General features: G+C 71.9%; 17 protein-coding genes. 7 read left to right on the top strand and 10 right to left on the bottom strand.

Annotated features, from left to right (window positions below):
• Positions 1 to 113 precede the first annotated feature (113 nt).
• On the top strand, positions 114 to 602 hold the full coding sequence (locus ACQEV1_RS29305; RefSeq protein WP_285634701.1) for a TIGR03618 family F420-dependent PPOX class oxidoreductase: 489 nt from the start codon (positions 114 to 116) through the stop codon (positions 600 to 602).
• Positions 603 to 629: 27 nt separating this feature from the next.
• Here the strand turns inward: ACQEV1_RS29305 and ACQEV1_RS29300 are convergent, their stop codons facing one another.
• Positions 630 to 1,823 carry a cytochrome P450 gene (locus ACQEV1_RS29300; protein WP_433397595.1) on the bottom strand — a complete coding sequence of 398 codons (1,194 nt, stop codon included), beginning with the start codon at positions 1,821 to 1,823 and terminating at the stop codon, positions 630 to 632.
• Positions 1,824 to 1,998: 175 nt separating this feature from the next.
• On the opposite strand from ACQEV1_RS29300, the gene ACQEV1_RS29295 reads away from it, so the two are divergent.
• From ACQEV1_RS29295 to ACQEV1_RS29285, 3 genes are all read left to right on the top strand, one after another.
• Positions 1,999 to 2,694, top strand: coding sequence for a DUF2510 domain-containing protein (locus tag ACQEV1_RS29295; RefSeq protein ID WP_433397593.1), 696 nt, complete (start codon positions 1,999 to 2,001; stop codon positions 2,692 to 2,694).
• A gap of 65 nt (positions 2,695 to 2,759) precedes the next feature.
• Positions 2,760 to 3,971, top strand: a complete 1,212-nt coding sequence (locus ACQEV1_RS29290; protein ID WP_285634695.1) for a CoA transferase — start codon at positions 2,760 to 2,762, stop codon at positions 3,969 to 3,971.
• Between the two features lie 61 nt (positions 3,972 to 4,032).
• On the top strand, positions 4,033 to 5,223 hold the full coding sequence (locus ACQEV1_RS29285) for an acyl-CoA dehydrogenase family protein (RefSeq protein WP_433397591.1): 1,191 nt from the start codon (positions 4,033 to 4,035) through the stop codon (positions 5,221 to 5,223).
• A 33-nt stretch (positions 5,224 to 5,256) separates the two neighbouring features.
• On the opposite strand, the gene ACQEV1_RS29280 is transcribed toward ACQEV1_RS29285, so the two are convergent.
• Complete coding sequence (locus ACQEV1_RS29280) at positions 5,257 to 5,934, bottom strand: TetR/AcrR family transcriptional regulator (RefSeq protein ID WP_433397589.1); 678 nt, start codon at positions 5,932 to 5,934, stop codon at positions 5,257 to 5,259.
• Positions 5,935 to 6,149: 215 nt separating this feature from the next.
• Between ACQEV1_RS29280 and ACQEV1_RS29275 the strand changes: the two genes are divergently transcribed.
• Entirely contained in the window at positions 6,150 to 6,707 is a 558-nt protein-coding gene (locus tag ACQEV1_RS29275; protein WP_433397587.1) for a MarR family winged helix-turn-helix transcriptional regulator, read from the top strand.
• Between the two features lie 405 nt (positions 6,708 to 7,112).
• Here ACQEV1_RS29275 and ACQEV1_RS29270 read toward each other — a convergent pair whose 3' ends face one another.
• Entirely contained in the window at positions 7,113 to 8,030 is a 918-nt protein-coding gene (locus ACQEV1_RS29270) for an LLM class flavin-dependent oxidoreductase (protein ID WP_433397585.1), read from the bottom strand.
• Between the two features lie 113 nt (positions 8,031 to 8,143).
• Between ACQEV1_RS29270 and ACQEV1_RS29265 the strand changes: the two genes are divergently transcribed.
• Positions 8,144 to 8,299, top strand: coding sequence for a hypothetical protein (locus ACQEV1_RS29265; RefSeq protein WP_433397583.1), 156 nt, complete (start codon positions 8,144 to 8,146; stop codon positions 8,297 to 8,299).
• Positions 8,300 to 8,310: 11 nt separating this feature from the next.
• On the opposite strand, the gene ACQEV1_RS29260 is transcribed toward ACQEV1_RS29265, so the two are convergent.
• Entirely contained in the window at positions 8,311 to 9,606 is a 1,296-nt protein-coding gene (locus tag ACQEV1_RS29260; protein WP_433397582.1) for an amidohydrolase family protein, read from the bottom strand.
• A gap of 95 nt (positions 9,607 to 9,701) precedes the next feature.
• Between ACQEV1_RS29260 and ACQEV1_RS29255 the strand changes: the two genes are divergently transcribed.
• Positions 9,702 to 10,178: a MarR family winged helix-turn-helix transcriptional regulator gene (locus ACQEV1_RS29255; RefSeq protein ID WP_285634677.1), complete on the top strand. Its 477-nt coding sequence runs from the start codon at positions 9,702 to 9,704 to the stop codon at positions 10,176 to 10,178.
• Between the two features lie 72 nt (positions 10,179 to 10,250).
• Here the strand turns inward: ACQEV1_RS29255 and ACQEV1_RS29250 are convergent, their stop codons facing one another.
• The 6 genes from ACQEV1_RS29250 to ACQEV1_RS29225 form a co-directional block, all read right to left on the bottom strand.
• The gene (locus ACQEV1_RS29250) at positions 10,251 to 10,670 is read right to left on the bottom strand and encodes a hypothetical protein (protein ID WP_433397580.1); all 420 of its coding nucleotides are present in this window, start codon (positions 10,668 to 10,670) and stop codon (positions 10,251 to 10,253) included.
• A gap of 61 nt (positions 10,671 to 10,731) precedes the next feature.
• Positions 10,732 to 11,082 carry an STAS domain-containing protein gene (locus ACQEV1_RS29245; protein ID WP_433397579.1) on the bottom strand — a complete coding sequence of 117 codons (351 nt, stop codon included), beginning with the start codon at positions 11,080 to 11,082 and terminating at the stop codon, positions 10,732 to 10,734.
• Between the two features lie 192 nt (positions 11,083 to 11,274).
• Entirely contained in the window at positions 11,275 to 11,877 is a 603-nt protein-coding gene (locus ACQEV1_RS29240; RefSeq protein WP_433397578.1) for a hypothetical protein, read from the bottom strand.
• Complete coding sequence (locus ACQEV1_RS29235; protein WP_433397576.1) at positions 11,864 to 13,450, bottom strand: VWA domain-containing protein; 1,587 nt, start codon at positions 13,448 to 13,450, stop codon at positions 11,864 to 11,866. The genes ACQEV1_RS29240 and ACQEV1_RS29235 overlap by 14 nt, the downstream gene beginning before the upstream one ends.
• Positions 13,447 to 14,610, bottom strand: a complete 1,164-nt coding sequence (locus tag ACQEV1_RS29230) for a toxic anion resistance protein (protein ID WP_433397574.1) — start codon at positions 14,608 to 14,610, stop codon at positions 13,447 to 13,449. Before ACQEV1_RS29230 ends, ACQEV1_RS29235 begins: the two co-directional genes overlap by 4 nt.
• 26 nt (positions 14,611 to 14,636) lie before the next feature.
• A complete protein-coding gene (locus ACQEV1_RS29225; RefSeq protein WP_433397572.1) occupies positions 14,637 to 15,704 on the bottom strand; it encodes a hypothetical protein in 1,068 nt (355 codons plus the stop codon).
• Positions 15,705 to 15,753: the final 49 nt, after the last annotated feature.

Raw genomic sequence — 15,753 nt, 5'->3', positions numbered from 1 at the left:
GCGACCGGCGTGGCCGGTGTACAGATTGGACTGAAGCGGATCGTCTAGAACGGAACTATCCGCTATGGTCTCTTCTGCGTGATCTCACCGGAACGCGGAAGGACTTGATTCAGATGAGCGACACCACCGCCGTACACCGCCCCGGCCAGGGGCCGGGCCCGCGGGCCCTCACCGAGCAGGAGGCGGTCCGTCTTCTCGGCGGGCAGCAGTTCGGCGTGCTGGCGACCCTGAAGCGCAGCGGCCAGCCGCATCTGGCCTCGATGGTCTACGCCTGGGACCCGCACGAGCGGATCATCCGGATCCCGTCGGTCGCCGACCGCATCAAGGTCCGTCACCTCCTCAAGGATCCGCGCGCGACGTTCCAGGTGCAGGGCGAAACCGTGCTCTCCTACGCGGTGGCCGAGGGCGAGGCGGAGGTCTCGGACGTCACCACGCGGCCCGGCGACGCCATCGGCCGGGAACTGCTGCCGCTGTTCGGGATCACCGATCCGGCCGACGAAACGGAGTTCTTCGAGCGGATGGTGCGAGACCGGCGCCTGGTCATCAGGCTCCGGGTGTCACACCTGTACGGAACGGCCCTGGACGGTCCCCTGACGCGATAGCCGGGGTGTGGCACCTCCGTGTAGCACTCAGGGGGCCGCCGGGAACACCACCGGGACGCTGTTGATGCCGACGACCCCGGTCGGCCAGATCACCTGGGGCCGGGCGCCGGGGGCCAGCTCGTACTCGGGGATGCGGCGGTGCCACTCCTCCAGGACGATCCGCAGCTGGACCCGGGCCAGGTGGACGCCGATGCACCGGTGCGGCCCGCTGCCCCAGGTCAGGTTGTTGTACTCGCGGCCCGGGTCGAAGGCGTCCGGGTCGTCCAGCTCCCGGGGATCCCGGTTGACGGCGCCCATGGCCACCCCCACGGCGGCCCCCGCCGGAATGCGCACGCCCTCCAGGACGACGTCCTTGGCCGCCACCCGCGGGATGACGGCGTTGGGCGGGTCGATCCGCAGCATCTCCTCGATCGCCGCCGGGATGGCGGAGGGGTCCTCGGCGAGCCGGCGGCGCAGTTCGGGGTGCGTGGCCAGCCGGGCGAACATCAGGCTCAGCGCGCTCGTCACGGTGTCGACGCCGGCCAGGACGAAGATGAAGCAGAGGCCGATGGCCTCCTCGTCGGTGAACGGCTCGTCCGCCGAGTCGTTCTCGAACAGGTCGCGCAGAAGGCCGCCGGCCCGGCCGGCCCGGCACTCGGCGACGTGCGCGGCGACGTAGGCGTACAGCTCGGCCGCCGACCGCACCGCCTCGGGTGTCGCCTCGCCGGATCCGGACAGGTCGGCCAGCTGGACGATGACCTCGCGCCAGGAGAGGAGGCGATCGAGGTCGTGCGCGGGTATGCCGAAGAGGGCGAGGAACGCCGCGGCCGGTATCGGCCGCGCGAGCTCGGTGACCACGTCGCAGGAACCGCGTTCGGCCACAGTGTCGATGAGCGCGACCGCGTCGTCCCGCACCGCCTGTTCTAAGGTCGCGGCCGCGCGCGGGGTGAAGAACGGCTGGAGCAGGCGCCGGTAGCGGGTGTGGGCGGGCGGGTCGAAGGCGATGGGCACCAGCGGCACGGGGCTGCCGAGCGTGTCGAACGCCTGCTGCGACGAGAAGGTCCCGGGGTTCTTGAAGACGTGCTCGGCCAGCTCGCGCGTCGTGACGAGATAGCCGGTGTCGGCGTGCACCACGGGCCCTGCCGCGCGCAGGATCGCGTAGCCCTCACCTCGATCGTCGGCCATCGGCAGCCGGTCCATCCGGAGCAGACCCTCGTCCGTCGACTCTGCGGTCATCGCCATCTCGCTTCCGTGAGGCATCGTGGGCTTGATGCGCCGAATCGTATGAGTTGCCTGGATTGCCGTTAAAGCACCGAAAGGTCGCTTCGGCGCGTCGCTGTGCGCGGGCCTTGGCAACGGAGGCGAAATGGATATCGTCGAACCGGCCGTCGATCCTGACACGAAGGGAGACGGGCCGTTGACTCAGCCTGGCTGGTACGCCGATCCGTCCGGTGGCGACGGGCATCGCTGGTGGGACGGGACCCGGTGGACCGAGCACGTCAACCCGCCTCCGCAGCGGTACGGCACGGACCGGCCGGCGGGGCCGGGCGACGGGCCGGTCTTACACAAGACGCGTTACGGGGTCGAGTTGTACGCCGACGCGAATTCGATCACCTGGGACGGGACGACGATCGAGCTGGCGAAGGCGGAGTTCGTCGGATACACGGTCGTGCAGAACCGGATGCGAGGGCCGCTGAACATCGGCAGCGTGCACACCTCGACCGACTACCACTTCGAGATCGGGTTCTTCCCCGTCAACCAGGCGCCCGCCATCGCGTTCGAGGAGACGGGCCTGCGCGCGAAGACGTCGCCGTCCGACTGGCAGTTCCTCGTCGACCTGTCCCGGACGTACGTGGAGCCGCGGCTGCTCCAGCAGTACCTCGCCGCGATCGAGGCGGGGCAGACCGTGGAGGTCGGCAAGGTACGGATCAACCGGGACGGGTTCGTCGGCGGCGGCGTGTCGCACGCCTGGCACGGCATCGCGGGCGTCACCTTCGAGAAGGGCGACTACTTCGTCCACGAGCGGGGCGCCGCGAAGCCGATCCTGCGGATCCCGCAGCAGAACCAGAACGTCATGCTGCTCCCACAGATCTTCGACACGTTGAAACGCTGACGCCGGCCGCCCCCCGAGCGGCCTGACGGTTCCAGCATGACGGGTTCTCCAAGGGAGGCGTCGCGGTGAGTACGGACCTGGACCGGCCGCTCGCGGGGTTGCGCGTGGTCGAGTGCGCGACCTTCGTCGCGGGCCCGTCCGGCGGTATGGCGCTGGCACAGCTGGGCGCGGACGTCATCCGCGTCGACGCGATCGGCGGCGGGCCCGACCACCGGCGCTGGCCGCTCGCCCCGGCGGGCGGGAGCCTGTACTGGAACGGCCTCAACAAGGGGAAGCGTTCGGTGACCGTCGACCTGTCCGCGCCCGAGGGCCGGGAGCTGGTCACCGCGTTGGTCACCGCGCCCGGCCCGCAGGCCGGGATCCTCCTGGAGAACACCGGCCGCGCGTGGCTGTCCTACGACACGCTCGCGAAGAGGCGGCCCGACCTGATCCACCTGCGCATCCAGGGTCACGCGGACGGGCGGCCGGCGGTCGACTACACCGTGAACGCCGCGACCGGGGTCCCCGACGTGACCGGCCCGGAGACGACCACGACGCCCGTCAACCACGTCCTGCCGGCATGGGACCTGCTCACCGGCATGACGGCGACCACCGGACTCCTGGCGGCCCTGCACCGGCGGCAGCGGACCGGCCGCGGAGGCCTCATCGAGCTCGCCCTCGCCGACGTGGCACTGGCGAGCGTCGCCAACCTGGGCTGGCTGGCCGAGGCCCAGCTGAGCGGCCATGACCGTGCCAAGCAGGGCAACCATCTCTACGGCGCCTTCGGCGTCGACTTCGCCACCCGCGACGGGAGACGGGTCATGGTGGTGGCGCTGACCGCCTCGCAGTGGCGCGCCCTGTGCCGGGCCACCGGCACCGAGAAGGTGTTCGCGGCGATGGGGGAGGCGCTGCGGGCCGACTTCTCCCAGGACGACGACCGCTACCGCTGGCGGAAGGTGATCGAGCCCATCCTCCGGCCGTGGTTCGAGGACCGGACGGCCGAGGAGGCCGGGCGCGCGCTCGACGCCGCACGCGTGCTGTGGGGCCCGTACCGGACGTTCACTGAGGCCGCCGCGGCGGGCGACCCCCTGATCGCGCAGGTGGAGCAGCCGGGGACCGGGGTGGTCGCCTCGGCCGGCAGCCCGCTGCGCTGGTCCGGCGGCGGATCGGCTCCTCCGGCCGCCGCGCCCCGCCTGGGCGCCCACACCCACGAGGTGCTCTCCGACGTGCTCGGCCTCACGCGGGCGGACCTCTCGCGGCTGTCCGAGGCGGGCGTCATCGGCGGAGTGTCCCCCTGATCCTCGCTCGTCGCCGTACCGGCGTCTCCGATCCGACCGCACCACTGAGGCAGGGAACGCGATGGCACGACTCGCCCACACCGCCGGGCTCACCGATCTGCAGCAGGAGATCCTGAGCACCGTACGGGACTTCGTCAGCAAGGAGATCATTCCGCACGCCCGTGAGCTGGAGCGCTCCGACACCTATCCCCAGGACATCGTCGACGGCATGCGGCGGCTCGGATTGTTCGGCCTGATGATCCCGGAGGAGTACGGCGGGCTCGGCGAGTCGCTGCTGACGTACGCGCTCGTCGTCGAGGAGATCGCACGAGGCTGGATGAGCGTCTCCGGCGTGATCAACACGCACTTCATCGTCGCCTACATGCTCCAGCGGTACGGCACGGAGGCGCAGAAGCGGCACTTCCTGCCCAGGATGGCCGAAGGAGCCGTGCGCGGGGCGTTCTCGATGTCCGAACCGGACCTCGGCTCCGACGTCGCGGCGATCAGGACGCACGCCCGGCGGGACGGTGACGAGTACGTCATCGACGGCACGAAGATGTGGCTGACCAACGGCGGCAGCGCCAACCTCATCGCCCTGCTGGCCCGTACGGACGAGGGCGCGCGACGGCCGCACGACAACCTGACCGCCTTCCTGATCGAGAAGCCGGAGGGCTTCGGCGAGGTCCGGCCCGGGCTGACCATCCCGGGCAAGATCGAGAAGATGGGCTACAAGGGCGTCGACACGACGGAGGCCGTCTTCTCCGGCCTCCGGGTCGGGGCGGACGCGGTCCTCGGCGCCGCGCCGGGCACCGGCTTCCGCCAGATGATGGACGGCATCGAGGTCGGCCGGGTGAACGTGGCGGCGCGCGCCTGCGGCATCGCCGTCCGGGCGTTCGAGCTGGCCGTGGCGTACGCCCAGGAGCGCCACGCGTTCGGGCGGGCCATCGCCGGTCACCAGGCGATCGCCTTCAAGCTCGCGGAGATGGCGACCAAGGTCGAGGCCGCTCACCTGATGATGGTGAACGCGGCGCGGCTGAAGGATTCGGGGGAGCGCAACGACGTCCAGGCCGGGATGGCCAAGCTGCTCGCCTCCGAGTACTGCATGGAGGTCACGCAGGACGCCTTCCGGATTCACGGCGGCTACGGCTACTCGAAGGAGTACGAGATCGAGCGGCTGATGCGCGAGGCGCCGTTCCTGCTGATCGGTGAGGGCACCAGCGAGATCCAGAAGACCATCATCAGCCGGGGCCTGCTCCGCGACTACGGGGAATGACTCAGGGAGCGGCTTCGTCGAGCGGCACCGGCGTCACCGGGAGGACGGTGCGGCCTGCCGTCCGAACGCGCCGGCCTTCCAGAGGACACGGATGTGGTCGATCAGCGGCGGCCCGACGGCGCGCAGCGCCGCGACGTCGTTCTCCGCGGCGGCGTTGGTCACCATGGCGCTGGTCGCCGCGACGATCGTCTGGCACGTGAAGCGGCCCGCCTCGTCGGTGACGCCCAGCAGGTCGGCGAGCACCGTCGTGATGGTGCCCTGCAGCCGGCTCCGGCGCTGCACGGCGGCGGACCCGGCCGCGTACACCTCGATCAGGAACAGCCGGGTGTAGGGCAGCTCGGCGGCGAGCACTTCGAGGTAGGCGGTGAACGCCAGCTCGAACCGTCGCAGCGGATCATTGGCGACCTCGGGCGCGAGCGCGCCGCTCTCGTCGGTGCCGACCATCTCCAGCAGCCGCTGCATCAGCAGGTCGGCCGCGAACTCGAACGCGGTCATGAAGCAGTCGAGCTTGGAGTCGAACACCTGGTAGAAGGTCTGCCGCGACACCCCTGACCGGGCGAGTACGTCCGCGACGGAGGTGGCCACGTATCCCTTCTCGGCCATCACCTCCGCCATCGCCGCGCACAGCCGCGCGCGCTGGATGCGCTCCAGTTCGTCCCGAGAGAGCGCGTGCCGCCCGCGGGGCAGCCTGCGCGGCAACGACTCCGACACGCGTTCACCATAGTCCGCCGCCGACCCTGAAAGTGCCATGAGGGGCGGCGCCACGCCTGCCCAATGAGCAGGCTGTGAACGCCCGGTCACCTCTGAGGCGACGGTGACGCTTGGTCATCACCCAATGTCCGCAGAGTGAGACATATGCGCTGACCTGGGAATATGTGGCAATCGGGAGGCGGTTGCCTGACTCAAGGCACTCGGGGAGGCGGGCCATGAGCGAGTACGCGGTGGAGCGTGCACGGCAGATGTTCCAGGCGCGGCAGGCGAGCGAGAGCCGGCACTCGCGCCGGCCGGTCGCCGCGGAGACGCCCGCCGAGCCGGACGGTGACGCCGGCGATCTCATCGGCGCCCTGCATCTCATCCACTCACGGCTGCGCCGGCTCGACGGCCGGCTCCGTGCGGAGCACCGGCTCAACCTCACCGAGATGCACGTCCTCTCGGTGATCCCGACGGTCCCTCCGTCGCGGCGGACGCGCGGCGACGCGGCGGCGCGGCTGGCCAGGGACATCGAGCTCTCGCCCAGCGGCCTGACCCGTCTGGTCGACCGCCTGGTGTCGCGCGGCCTGGTGTCACGAGTCGAGGACAGATGGGATCGGCGCGTCACGCACCTGGTGCTCACCGAGCGGGGCCGCGCCGTACGCGACGTCGTCCTGCCACGGGCCGTCGCGCACATCCGGGACGGTTGCGGCGACGAGGGAATGCCGATCGAGCGGCTGCGGTGGGTGGCCGCGGTGCCCACCGGGCGAGGGGGGACGCCGAGAGGGTCCTGACGGCCGGCGGCCGTCTCCGATCGTTGCGCGGTCAAGCGATCCGAAGAAATCGCCGCTCACCGTCCTTGGGACGGATATCGCGTCCGACGCCACTGAGACCAACGAAGGCGGGCCCGACAATGGGGTAGGGCCCGCTCCGCCCAGCGCCGCCCGGTGAACCGACCGGCCGCGGCGACACGAATCGACCGGTCCCGAGCCAAAGGGGATGGCCTCGGGACCGGTCGACCATCGTGGACGTCGGGGAGTCTCCCGGCACTTGGCCGCGGCACGTCAGCTGAACCCGCTCCACGGGCGAGCGGCACATCGGCGGGAGCACCGGCTCGACCTCCGGCCGTCCCGTCCCCGCCATCCGGCCACCCTGTCGAAGCGGCCACGGCTTACGCGGCGAACCAACGGCTCAGGACACTAGGTGAGCCGGGGAATGACCGTCTCGGCCAGGCGTTCCATCTGCTCGGCCGGGTCGAACACCGGGGTGAACAGGATGAGTTCCGCGCCGGCCTCGGCGACTCGGCGCAGCTCACGGACGCAGTCGTCCGGGGTGCCCGCGACGGCCGCGCTCTCGATGTCCGCCGAACGGCGGCCGTACAGCCGCTCCAGCTCGGTGTCGATCCGGTCGCGCGCCCGGCCGGCGTCGTCGTCGACGGCGACGTAGACCCGTTTGGCGATGGCGAAGTCCTCTTCCGGCCGCCCCTCCTCGGCGAGCGCCTCGCGTACGGTCCGGACCTGGTCGGCGAACGCGGCGGTGGGGGAGGAGCCGGCGCCGAAGAAGCCGTGGCCGTGGCGTACGGCACGCCGCAGCAGGTTCCGGCCCGACCCGCCGTACCAGACGGGAGGGAAGGGCTTCTGGAACGGCTTGGGCTCCAGGGTCGCGTCCTCCAGCCGCCAGAACTCCCCGGTGAAGGTGACGCGCGGCTCGCTCCACAGCGCCCTCATCACCTCGAGCCCTTCGTGGAAGCGCGCGGCGTATCGGCCGGGATCGACCTCGAAGGCGGCGAAGGGCCGTCTCTTGCCACCGGTGCCGACGCCGACCTCGACCCGCCCCCGGCTCAGCTGGTCGAGCGTGCTCAGGCTCTGCGCCAGGTGCACCGGGTTGTGCAGCGTGGACACGAACACGGCGCAGCCGAGCCGCAGCCGGTCGGTGCAGGCGGCGGCGTAGGTCATCGTCTCGATCGGCCGGAGCACCGGATAGGGCCCGAGCAGATGCTCCTGTGCCCACGCGCTCTCGAAGCCGAGCTCCTCGGCGCGCGAGAGATAGGCGCGGAACGCCCCCGGATCGAACGCGCCGTCGGAGAAGAACTGCGGGATCGCGATGGCGAATCTCATGAGCCGCATCGTACGACGGGGCCTCCAGCGGCCCCGATCGCGCGGGGTCCAATGGGCCGCTGACCGGGGATTTTGCCCCGAAAACTGTCAGTACCGGCGGGGAGAATCGACCCATGGTCGCCACCGATCAGGCCGTTCTGGCCGACGTCCTCCTCCTGCTGGTCGAGCGCGAGGACCACCTCGTACGCCGCGTCGGCGAGGAGTGGATCTGCGTACGCCCGCGCCATCGGGGCGATCCCTGTAGCTCCGAGTTCACCACCCGGCGGTAGGGGGCGCGGGCTCACCCTGCCGGGGGCGTCCACGAGCCGTCGACCGCGATGCCGGCGGCCGCGGCGATCCGGTCGCGGGACTCCAGCAGCCGGGCGCGCAGCGACGGCAGGTCCACGCCGAGCAGCCGGCCGTCCCGCTTGACCGCCCGGCCGGCGACGAAGACGCTGTCCACCAGGCCGGGATGCCCGGCGGCGACGACCGCGCCGACGGGGTCGGTGACCGGGAAGATCGAGGGGTCCTCGGCGTCGAGCAGGATCAGGTCGGCGTCCTTGCCGACGGTGATGCTGCCCGTCCGGGCGTCGAGCCCGCACGCTCGGGCGCCGTCCACCGTGGCGAACTCGACGAGATCCCGTGCCGTGAGGCCGCCGTCCAGGCCGCGCTGCACGGCGAACGCCGTGCGCATCGTGGCGAACATGTCGCCGCCGGCGGACGGGCAGTCGTCGACCGACAGCGACGGGCGGATCCCGGCGGCGAGCATGCGGCCGGTCTCGGGCCAGCCCATGCCCATCTTCAACTCGACGTCCGGGCTGATCGACACCGAGCACCCCGCATCGGCCATCATCGCCACCTGGTCGTCGGATACGCCGTTGCAGTGCACGAAGGTCGTGCGATCGTCGAGCAGTCCGCGGTCCCGCATGTCGGCGATCGGGCGGCGGCCACTGGGCCAGCCGGTGGCGGAGTGCACGTGCACGCTCACGCGCAGCCCGAGTTCCCGTGCCAGCGCGACATCGGCGGCGGTGGTGTCCATCGTGGTCAGCTGCGGCCCGCGCAGGCCCAGCATCATGCCGTCGCCGGGCAGCTGGGACCGCACACGCGTCACCTCTGCCGCGATGTCCGGCTCGTCGGCGGTGCCCGCGCAGTAGCAGAACACCGAGCGGCCGGGCGCCACGCGCAGCGCCTGGATCGCGGCGTCGGCGTTCGCCGGGCGGTCGGAGCAGTGGAACCAGTCGATCATGGTCGTGACGCCCGAGTCGAGCGCCTCGATCCGGCCGAGCAGGTTGCCCAGGTACACGTCCTCCGGCTGGTAGTGCGGCTTGAGCGTGCCGTGCATGGCGACGCGGTACTGGTCGAAGGTCCAGTCCGCGCCGATGCCGCGGAACGCGGTCTGCCAGGTGTGCCGGTGGGTGTCCACGAAGCCGGGCATCACGATCTTGCCCGTCGCGTCCACGACCTCGGCGTCCGTCGCGTCGACGGCGGCGGCGACTGCGGCGATCCGGCCGTCCTCGACGAGCACGTCGCCCTGCGGGAGATCGCCCACGGCCGGGTCCATGCTGACCACCATGCCGCCGCGCAACAGTGTCCTCATCGGGCCTCCATGCATGCCGGGGAAGAGTTGACGTATCAACTCTAGAGATCGTGAAGTTGACGCGTCAACTCCCGTTCGTCGGTAGGATTCCCGCCATGGCGGAGACCCGGACGCTGGAACCCGAGGAGTGGGAGCTCTGGGACCTCTGGATGCGCGCGCAGCGCGTGCTCACCCAGGAGCTCGATCGTGTTCTGCGGCGCGACTTCGGCATCTCGAAGGCCGAGTTCAGCGTGCTCGTGACGCTGTCGCGGGCGCCCGGCCGCGAGATGCGCGTCAGTGAGCTCTGCGAGTCGCTCGCCTGGGAGAAGAGCCGCGTCTCCCACCAGCTGACGCGCATGGAGAACCGCGGCTTCGTGGAGCGCACCCAGTGCGGGGCCGGCGGCCGCCGCACCCGGATCGGGCTGACCGCCACGGGCCACCGCGCCGCGCAGAGCGCCATCCTCGGGCACGCCGGCAACATCCGCCGTTACTTCCTCGACTCGCTCACGCCCGAGCAGGCCGCGGCCATCCGGGCATGGAGCGAGCAGATGATCGACCAAGTCGAGCCGCCTCACGGCGGGTCCGACGGATGATCATCGCCCGCACCGTCCGGGCGAGTCGCGCCACGGAGCCCCGGCCCGCGTCCGCCACCTCGCCGACTCGCGTCAGCCGGAGGCGCGGGCCGTTCCGCCCGTCGCCGGCGTTGACGGCGACCGGGACGGCGACGCCGGGGGCGTGACCGAGGGCCGGGCGAGCGCGGCCAGGCCGTCGCCGTCCGGCCTCGGCGCCTCGCCGAGACGCGGCCGCGTGGTCGTGGCCGTCTTCGGGACGGGGGCACCCGGGCCCTTCCGCGGGAAGTAGTACCAGACGACGATCTCGTGGCCGCGTTCCTTGGCCGTCATCTGGACGCGCGAGATGACGCCCTTCGGGCCGATGTCGCGGCGAACGTGCCGTACGAACCCGCGTACCGGGCGCATGTCCAGGCCGCGGCCCTCGCCCGCGGCGTACTCGCGGACGAGAGCCTCGTCCTCGGCGCGCCGCTGTGCGGCGAGGTCGGCCCAGCCGTCGTAGCCGGTCTCTTCCACGTGTCCTCCCGTGACCGCCACCGGTCTCCGCGAAGAACACGGCCGCCGGCCCGGCGAGGGTTCACCGGGGGACGGCGCCGGCGACGCTCGCCTCCACCGGAAACCGCCGGTCGAGGCCCGTCATGGCGGCGATCCGGCGGACCGGGCCGGCCGGCGGCAGGACCAGGCAGATGCGGGTACGCCGGGCCGCCGCCTCCCGTCCGGCGCGCAGGATGACGCCGACGCAGGCGCAGTCGCAGAACTCGGTGGCCGTCAGATCCAGCACCAGGGGGCCGGCGCCGGCGCCGATCAGGTGCAGCAACTGGTCGCGGATCGCGGTCGCGTTGGAGGCGTCGGCTTCGGCCGGGAACGTCCCCACCGTCGCCCCGGACACCGTGGTGACCGAGAGCGGAGAACGGGTAGTGGATGGCATCGACGAGCCGCCTCGGAGTCGGGGACGAGGAGCCGCACTGCTGGACCTGTCGCCCGGTCGCGCGGGCGGTGCTGCCTCAAGGCTCTAATGCCTGACACGCACAGTCAAGCCGTCGCGACCGCCCGGCGTGGTGCGGGGGAGACGCGGGAGGAAGACTCGCTGACAGCCGCGCTGACAGTTGCACGGACGGTGTCAGACGGGTGGGGGTTCGGCGTCCCGGTCGCGCAGGTAACGCGTGTGGTCGCGCATCCGCCGTTCCTCCGAAGCGTAGACCTCGCCGGCCGTCCGGGACACCGAGTCGGCGATCAGGTCCAGCTGGGTGGTCAGCTCCTTCGCGGCGTCGCCGCCGTGCCGCGCGCCGTACCAGCGCGGCAGGTTGAGGTAGGACTCCAGGCTCGTCGGCAGGTCGGTGCGGATGGCCCGCGAGACCTCGTACAGCGCGTCCGGCGAGAGGCTGAGCAGGTCGTCGCGTTCCAGCACGTCGCGCAGCATCGCCGTGGTCTCCTCGAACCGTTCCACGGCCGGCGCCGGCAGCCGGTGCGCCGGGACCCGCGCGACCAGCCCGTCCAGGTCCGTGCGCAGCCGCGACGTTTCGGCGACGGTGTCGTCGATCACCAGCCGGACCTTCTCCGGCGGTGCGATGAGCGCCCCCGCGCCGTACAGGCCGGCCACGACGACCGGCCAGTACGGCCCGGCCGCCCCGGCGAAGTACAGTCCCAGGCCGGCCAGCCCGCCCAGGCAGCCGGCGAGGTTCTTGGCCGACCCGAGGTACCGCCACCACCTACTGGTAGCCACGGATCTCCCCGAAGACGGCGGACAGCGACTGGAGCCGGGCGTCGAAGGTACGGCCGCGGGTGAGCGCGGCGAGGGCGTTCATCTCACTCGTCGCCGACTCTCCGAACAGGATCGCGAACACCGGGATCCGCCGCAGCGCGAGCGGCTGCCGGCCGTACCAGGCGCGGAAGTCGGCGAGCGAGTCGCCCTGGTTGCTCTCCCCGTCCGACATGAGCACGATCGAGGTGATCCGGTCCGTCGCCGAGGACGTGCCGATCGCCGAGTACGCCTGCTCCAGGCTCTCGTAGATCGCGGTGCTGCCCCCGGCGGTCAGCTTCTCCGTGTTGGCGCGGATCCGCGCCAGCGTCGCCGCGGACCCGGTCGCGGGCAGGACGTACGTCGCGGGCCGCCGGGGCGTGCTGCTGAAGGGCAGCAGCGTCACCTGCTCACGGTCGTGGAACCGCTGGAAGCGCCCCGACAGTGACGTGTCCGCGCCGGTCAGCGCGGCCAGCGCCGCCTTCAGCGCCGCCAGCCGTGCGCCGCGCATCGACCCGGACACGTCCAGGACGTACACGGTGCGGGCGGGGCGGCGCAGGCGGTTGAAGTACGCGTCGATCAGCGCGTCGGCGGCCTCGGGACGGGCCGGGAACGGCAGTTCCGGCGGCTGGGCCCCGAACTCCGCGCCGGGACGGACCTGGGGCACGGCCGGCCGGCGGTGCGTCAGGGTCATGACGCGTCGCTGGACGGCGGGCCGCCGCAGGTAGCCGGTGAGCGAGCGCAGGGCCTCCGACGCCCGCTGCGAGGCCGAGGACAGCCGGGTCAGGGGATAGTCCGCGGTGACCACGCCGTCGGCCGGGTAGACGAGCGTGAGCGGCTCGGGCAGGCGGTGCGCGGCGTTCAGTGTGAGCAGCACGGACTCGTAGTTGACCAGGCCGTCCGCACGGCCCGGGTCGGCCGCGTAGGTGTCGGAGAGCCAGCCGGAGGAGCCGGAGGTGATCCGCTGGGCCGAGAAGAACCCCCGCAGGCTCGGCGCGACCCGTTCGACGGCCGGCGCGTCGAGGGCCGATCCGGTGCCGGAGAGCGCCGCGGCCACGCCGACGAGCGCGGAGAACCCCGAGTTGGACGACACCGGATTCGTCATGCCGTACGTGAACTTCCCGGCCGTCGCGGCGGCGGAGATCGCGGCCCAGGTCGGCCGCGTGCGGTCCCAGCCGAGCCGGTGCGCGGCCGACGCCCGCAGCCCGAGCAGCACGGGGGAGGACATGATCTTGACCGAGGGGCCGAGCCGGCTCTGCGCGGCCGGGTGCAGGGCGAGGTAGCGGTTGGAGGAGAACCAGATCGCGTCGTGGCCGCGGCCCGCCGATCCGTCGAGCACCTCCTGGACCCCGGCGAGCGTGCCGGTGTAGTCGACCTTGACCGTGACGCCGATGTCCTTCTCGGCCTGGTCGAGGATCGGACGCATGTCGGCCAGCTCGCTGCCCGCCAGGATCCGCACCGTCCCGCCACGGCCGCCGGAGTCGCCGTCGCCGCCACCGGTGCACGCGGCGACCAGGCTCAGCGCGCCCGCGATCGCCGCGAGCCGCCACGTCCTCACGCGAGTTCGCCCCGTTCGTGGGCGCGGGCGAGGTGGGCGCTCGCCCGGGTCATCTCGGCGCCCAGCGCCTCCACGGTGGACTGCATGTTCTCCACCGCCTGCACCTTGTAGGCGTCGATCGTGTCGATCGTCCGGTAGATCTGCTCGAACGACTTGCGCAGCGTCTCCAGCCCGACGGCCGGGTCGGCCGCGATGCGCTGGATCTCCCCGCTCTGGCTCTCGAGTATCTCGGCGTTCGCGGCGATGATGTCCTCGGTCGTGCCGCGCAACGCGTTGACCTGCTCGATCACGAGCTTCTGGCTGGACAGGGCGGCGGCGATGGTGACCGCGATCCGCAGGGCCGACACCGTGGTGGTGGCCGCCCGGTCGACGCCCTTGACCAGTTCGTCGTTGTTGCGGCGCACGGTGTCCAGCGCCAGGTACCCCTGGGCGCAGACGGCGAGCTGGGTGAGGATGTCCTGGTGGCGCTGGCGTACGGGGAACAGCACGTCGGCGCGCAGGGCGTTCGCCTTCTCCTCGTCGGGCGTCCGGCGGATCCGATCCTCGACCGCGGCGTCCAGCGCCGAGGCGAGCACCGCGTACTCCTGGAGCTTGCCCATCGTGGCCCACAGGGCGGCGCGCTCGTTCTGGATCGCGGCGTTGTCGCGGCGCAGCTCGTCCTGGCCCGACCGCAGCGAGGCGACGATCTTGTTGATGTTGACGTTCGCGGACTGGTAGCGGGACACGAAGTCGCGCAGGGACCGGCCGAAGGGCAGCTTGGCGAGCAGCCTGCGGCCGGTGAGCCGGCCGGCGTCCTTCGGGTCGAGGTCCTCGACCGTGCGCCGCAGCTCCACCAGGCCGCCGGCCACGCGCTTCTGGGCGTCGGCCGCCTCGCCCCTGGCCCCGGAGAGGGCGGCGACGGAGCGGTTCAGCATCCGGTTCGCGGCCTGCGCCGACGAGCGCATCTCGCCGGCCCCGAGACCGGACACCTGCCCGATCTTGGCCAGGAACTCCGGGCTGCGCGGGTCGAGGCCGGCCAGCTCGTCCACGTACGCACGCGCGCGTTCGGTCAGGGCGTCGCGTGTCGCGTCGTCGAGGGGGATGAGGGTCTCGGCCCGTTCCGCCGGCACGGCGGCGACGGGCTCGGGCGGTGACAGGAAGAGGTCACCGGTCTCTGCCATGAGGTTCTCTCCTTCGATGGCGGCGTTCACCCGTACGCCTTGGCGACCCCGGCGAGCAGGTGTTCGAGGGTGTCGTAGGAGGGGGTGTCGACCACGTCGATCAGGTCGGTGCGGACGGGCACGTGATGGTCGGCGGTCACCGCCGCGAACCGTGCCGGGTCCGCGGTGCGGAAGCCGTGCAGGGCGGCGAGCCGCTGCAGCTCCGGGTCGGAGGTCAGCAGGCGCCCGACGCGGTCGCCCCCGTCGTCGAACGGGATCAGCGTGTGCCGGGACTGCACGGTCGGCGTGGGGTACATGAGCACCATCCCCGCCTTCAGCAGATTCCGTACGGCGGCGTCGACGAACTGCGCCTCATAGACGCAGACCAGCGGCGCCTTGCCCATGCCGAGGGACAGGTAGTCCGCGAACGGGCCCTCGGTGGTGTTGTCGGTGTAGCCCTGGTCGACGAACAGCCCCGTCAGTGTGGGCAGCACGCGGCGCTCCTCCGCCGCGCCCCGTACGACCGCGTCGCCGTTGGCCACGTACGAGGCGATGGCCAGGTACATGGCGGCCGAGTTGGAGCTGCGCGGGTCGGTCGTGGAGACCAGGACGTCCCGGCGCACCGGGTACGCCGTGTTGTGCGGGAGCCGGTCCCAGCGCGTGTGCCGCGCGACCAGCCCGAGGTAGCGCGAGACGTCGAACGTCCAGACCGGACCCTGCCGCTTCGCGACGCCGGCGCCGGCGAGGAGATCGGCGATCGGCCGGAACGTCGCGATCGCCATCGGCGACGCGAACGGCGCGTACCGGGCGGTGACGTGCCGCTGCTGCTGGATCCGGTCGGCCGCCGGCGCGCTGGAGGGGAACGCGAAGTCGTACCGGCTCAGATCGACGGAGGTGGCGATCTGGCGGGACCCGGCCGAGTCGACCTCGACCGTGAGCCCGTCGCGGGCGAACGCCTTCCGCACCGCGGGGTCGGCGAAGAACGCCTCTTTCTCCGAGCCGATGACGCCGTGGACCGTGGTGGTCCGGTGGGACGAGCCGTGTCCCCGCAAGAGTGCGATCACCACGCCGGCGAGCAGAACCACCGCCAGTGCGATCGAGAGTATCCGCCGCATTTAGCGGTGATTCTCCGCGCCGTGATCGACCGGCGGAGGACGCATCGAT

Origin of the sequence: Actinoallomurus sp. CA-142502, assembly GCF_050936355.1 — a bacterium.
GTDB classification, from domain to species: Bacteria; Actinomycetota; Actinomycetes; order Streptosporangiales; family Streptosporangiaceae; genus Actinoallomurus; species Actinoallomurus iriomotensis.
This window is presented reverse-complemented; position numbering and strand designations above follow the sequence as displayed.

What these genes read in the sequence shown, in the direction of transcription:
- ACQEV1_RS29305 (WP_285634701.1), top strand. Translation starts at nt 114, where the DNA reads ATGAGCGACACCACCGCCGTACACCGCCCCGGCCAGGGGCCGGGCCCG.
- ACQEV1_RS29300 (WP_433397595.1), bottom strand. Translation starts at nt 1,823, where the DNA reads ATGGCGATGACCGCAGAGTCGACGGACGAGGGTCTGCTCCGGATGGAC.
- ACQEV1_RS29285 (WP_433397591.1), top strand. Translation starts at nt 4,033, where the DNA reads ATGGCACGACTCGCCCACACCGCCGGGCTCACCGATCTGCAGCAGGAG.
- ACQEV1_RS29275 (WP_433397587.1), top strand. Translation starts at nt 6,150, where the DNA reads ATGAGCGAGTACGCGGTGGAGCGTGCACGGCAGATGTTCCAGGCGCGG.
- ACQEV1_RS29270 (WP_433397585.1), bottom strand. Translation starts at nt 8,030, where the DNA reads ATGAGATTCGCCATCGCGATCCCGCAGTTCTTCTCCGACGGCGCGTTC.
- ACQEV1_RS29265 (WP_433397583.1), top strand. Translation starts at nt 8,144, where the DNA reads ATGGTCGCCACCGATCAGGCCGTTCTGGCCGACGTCCTCCTCCTGCTG.
- ACQEV1_RS29260 (WP_433397582.1), bottom strand. Translation starts at nt 9,606, where the DNA reads ATGAGGACACTGTTGCGCGGCGGCATGGTGGTCAGCATGGACCCGGCC.
- ACQEV1_RS29255 (WP_285634677.1), top strand. Translation starts at nt 9,702, where the DNA reads ATGGCGGAGACCCGGACGCTGGAACCCGAGGAGTGGGAGCTCTGGGAC.
- ACQEV1_RS29245 (WP_433397579.1), bottom strand. Translation starts at nt 11,082, where the DNA reads ATGCCATCCACTACCCGTTCTCCGCTCTCGGTCACCACGGTGTCCGGG.
- ACQEV1_RS29230 (WP_433397574.1), bottom strand. Translation starts at nt 14,610, where the DNA reads ATGGCAGAGACCGGTGACCTCTTCCTGTCACCGCCCGAGCCCGTCGCC.
- ACQEV1_RS29225 (WP_433397572.1), bottom strand. Translation starts at nt 15,704, where the DNA reads ATGCGGCGGATACTCTCGATCGCACTGGCGGTGGTTCTGCTCGCCGGC.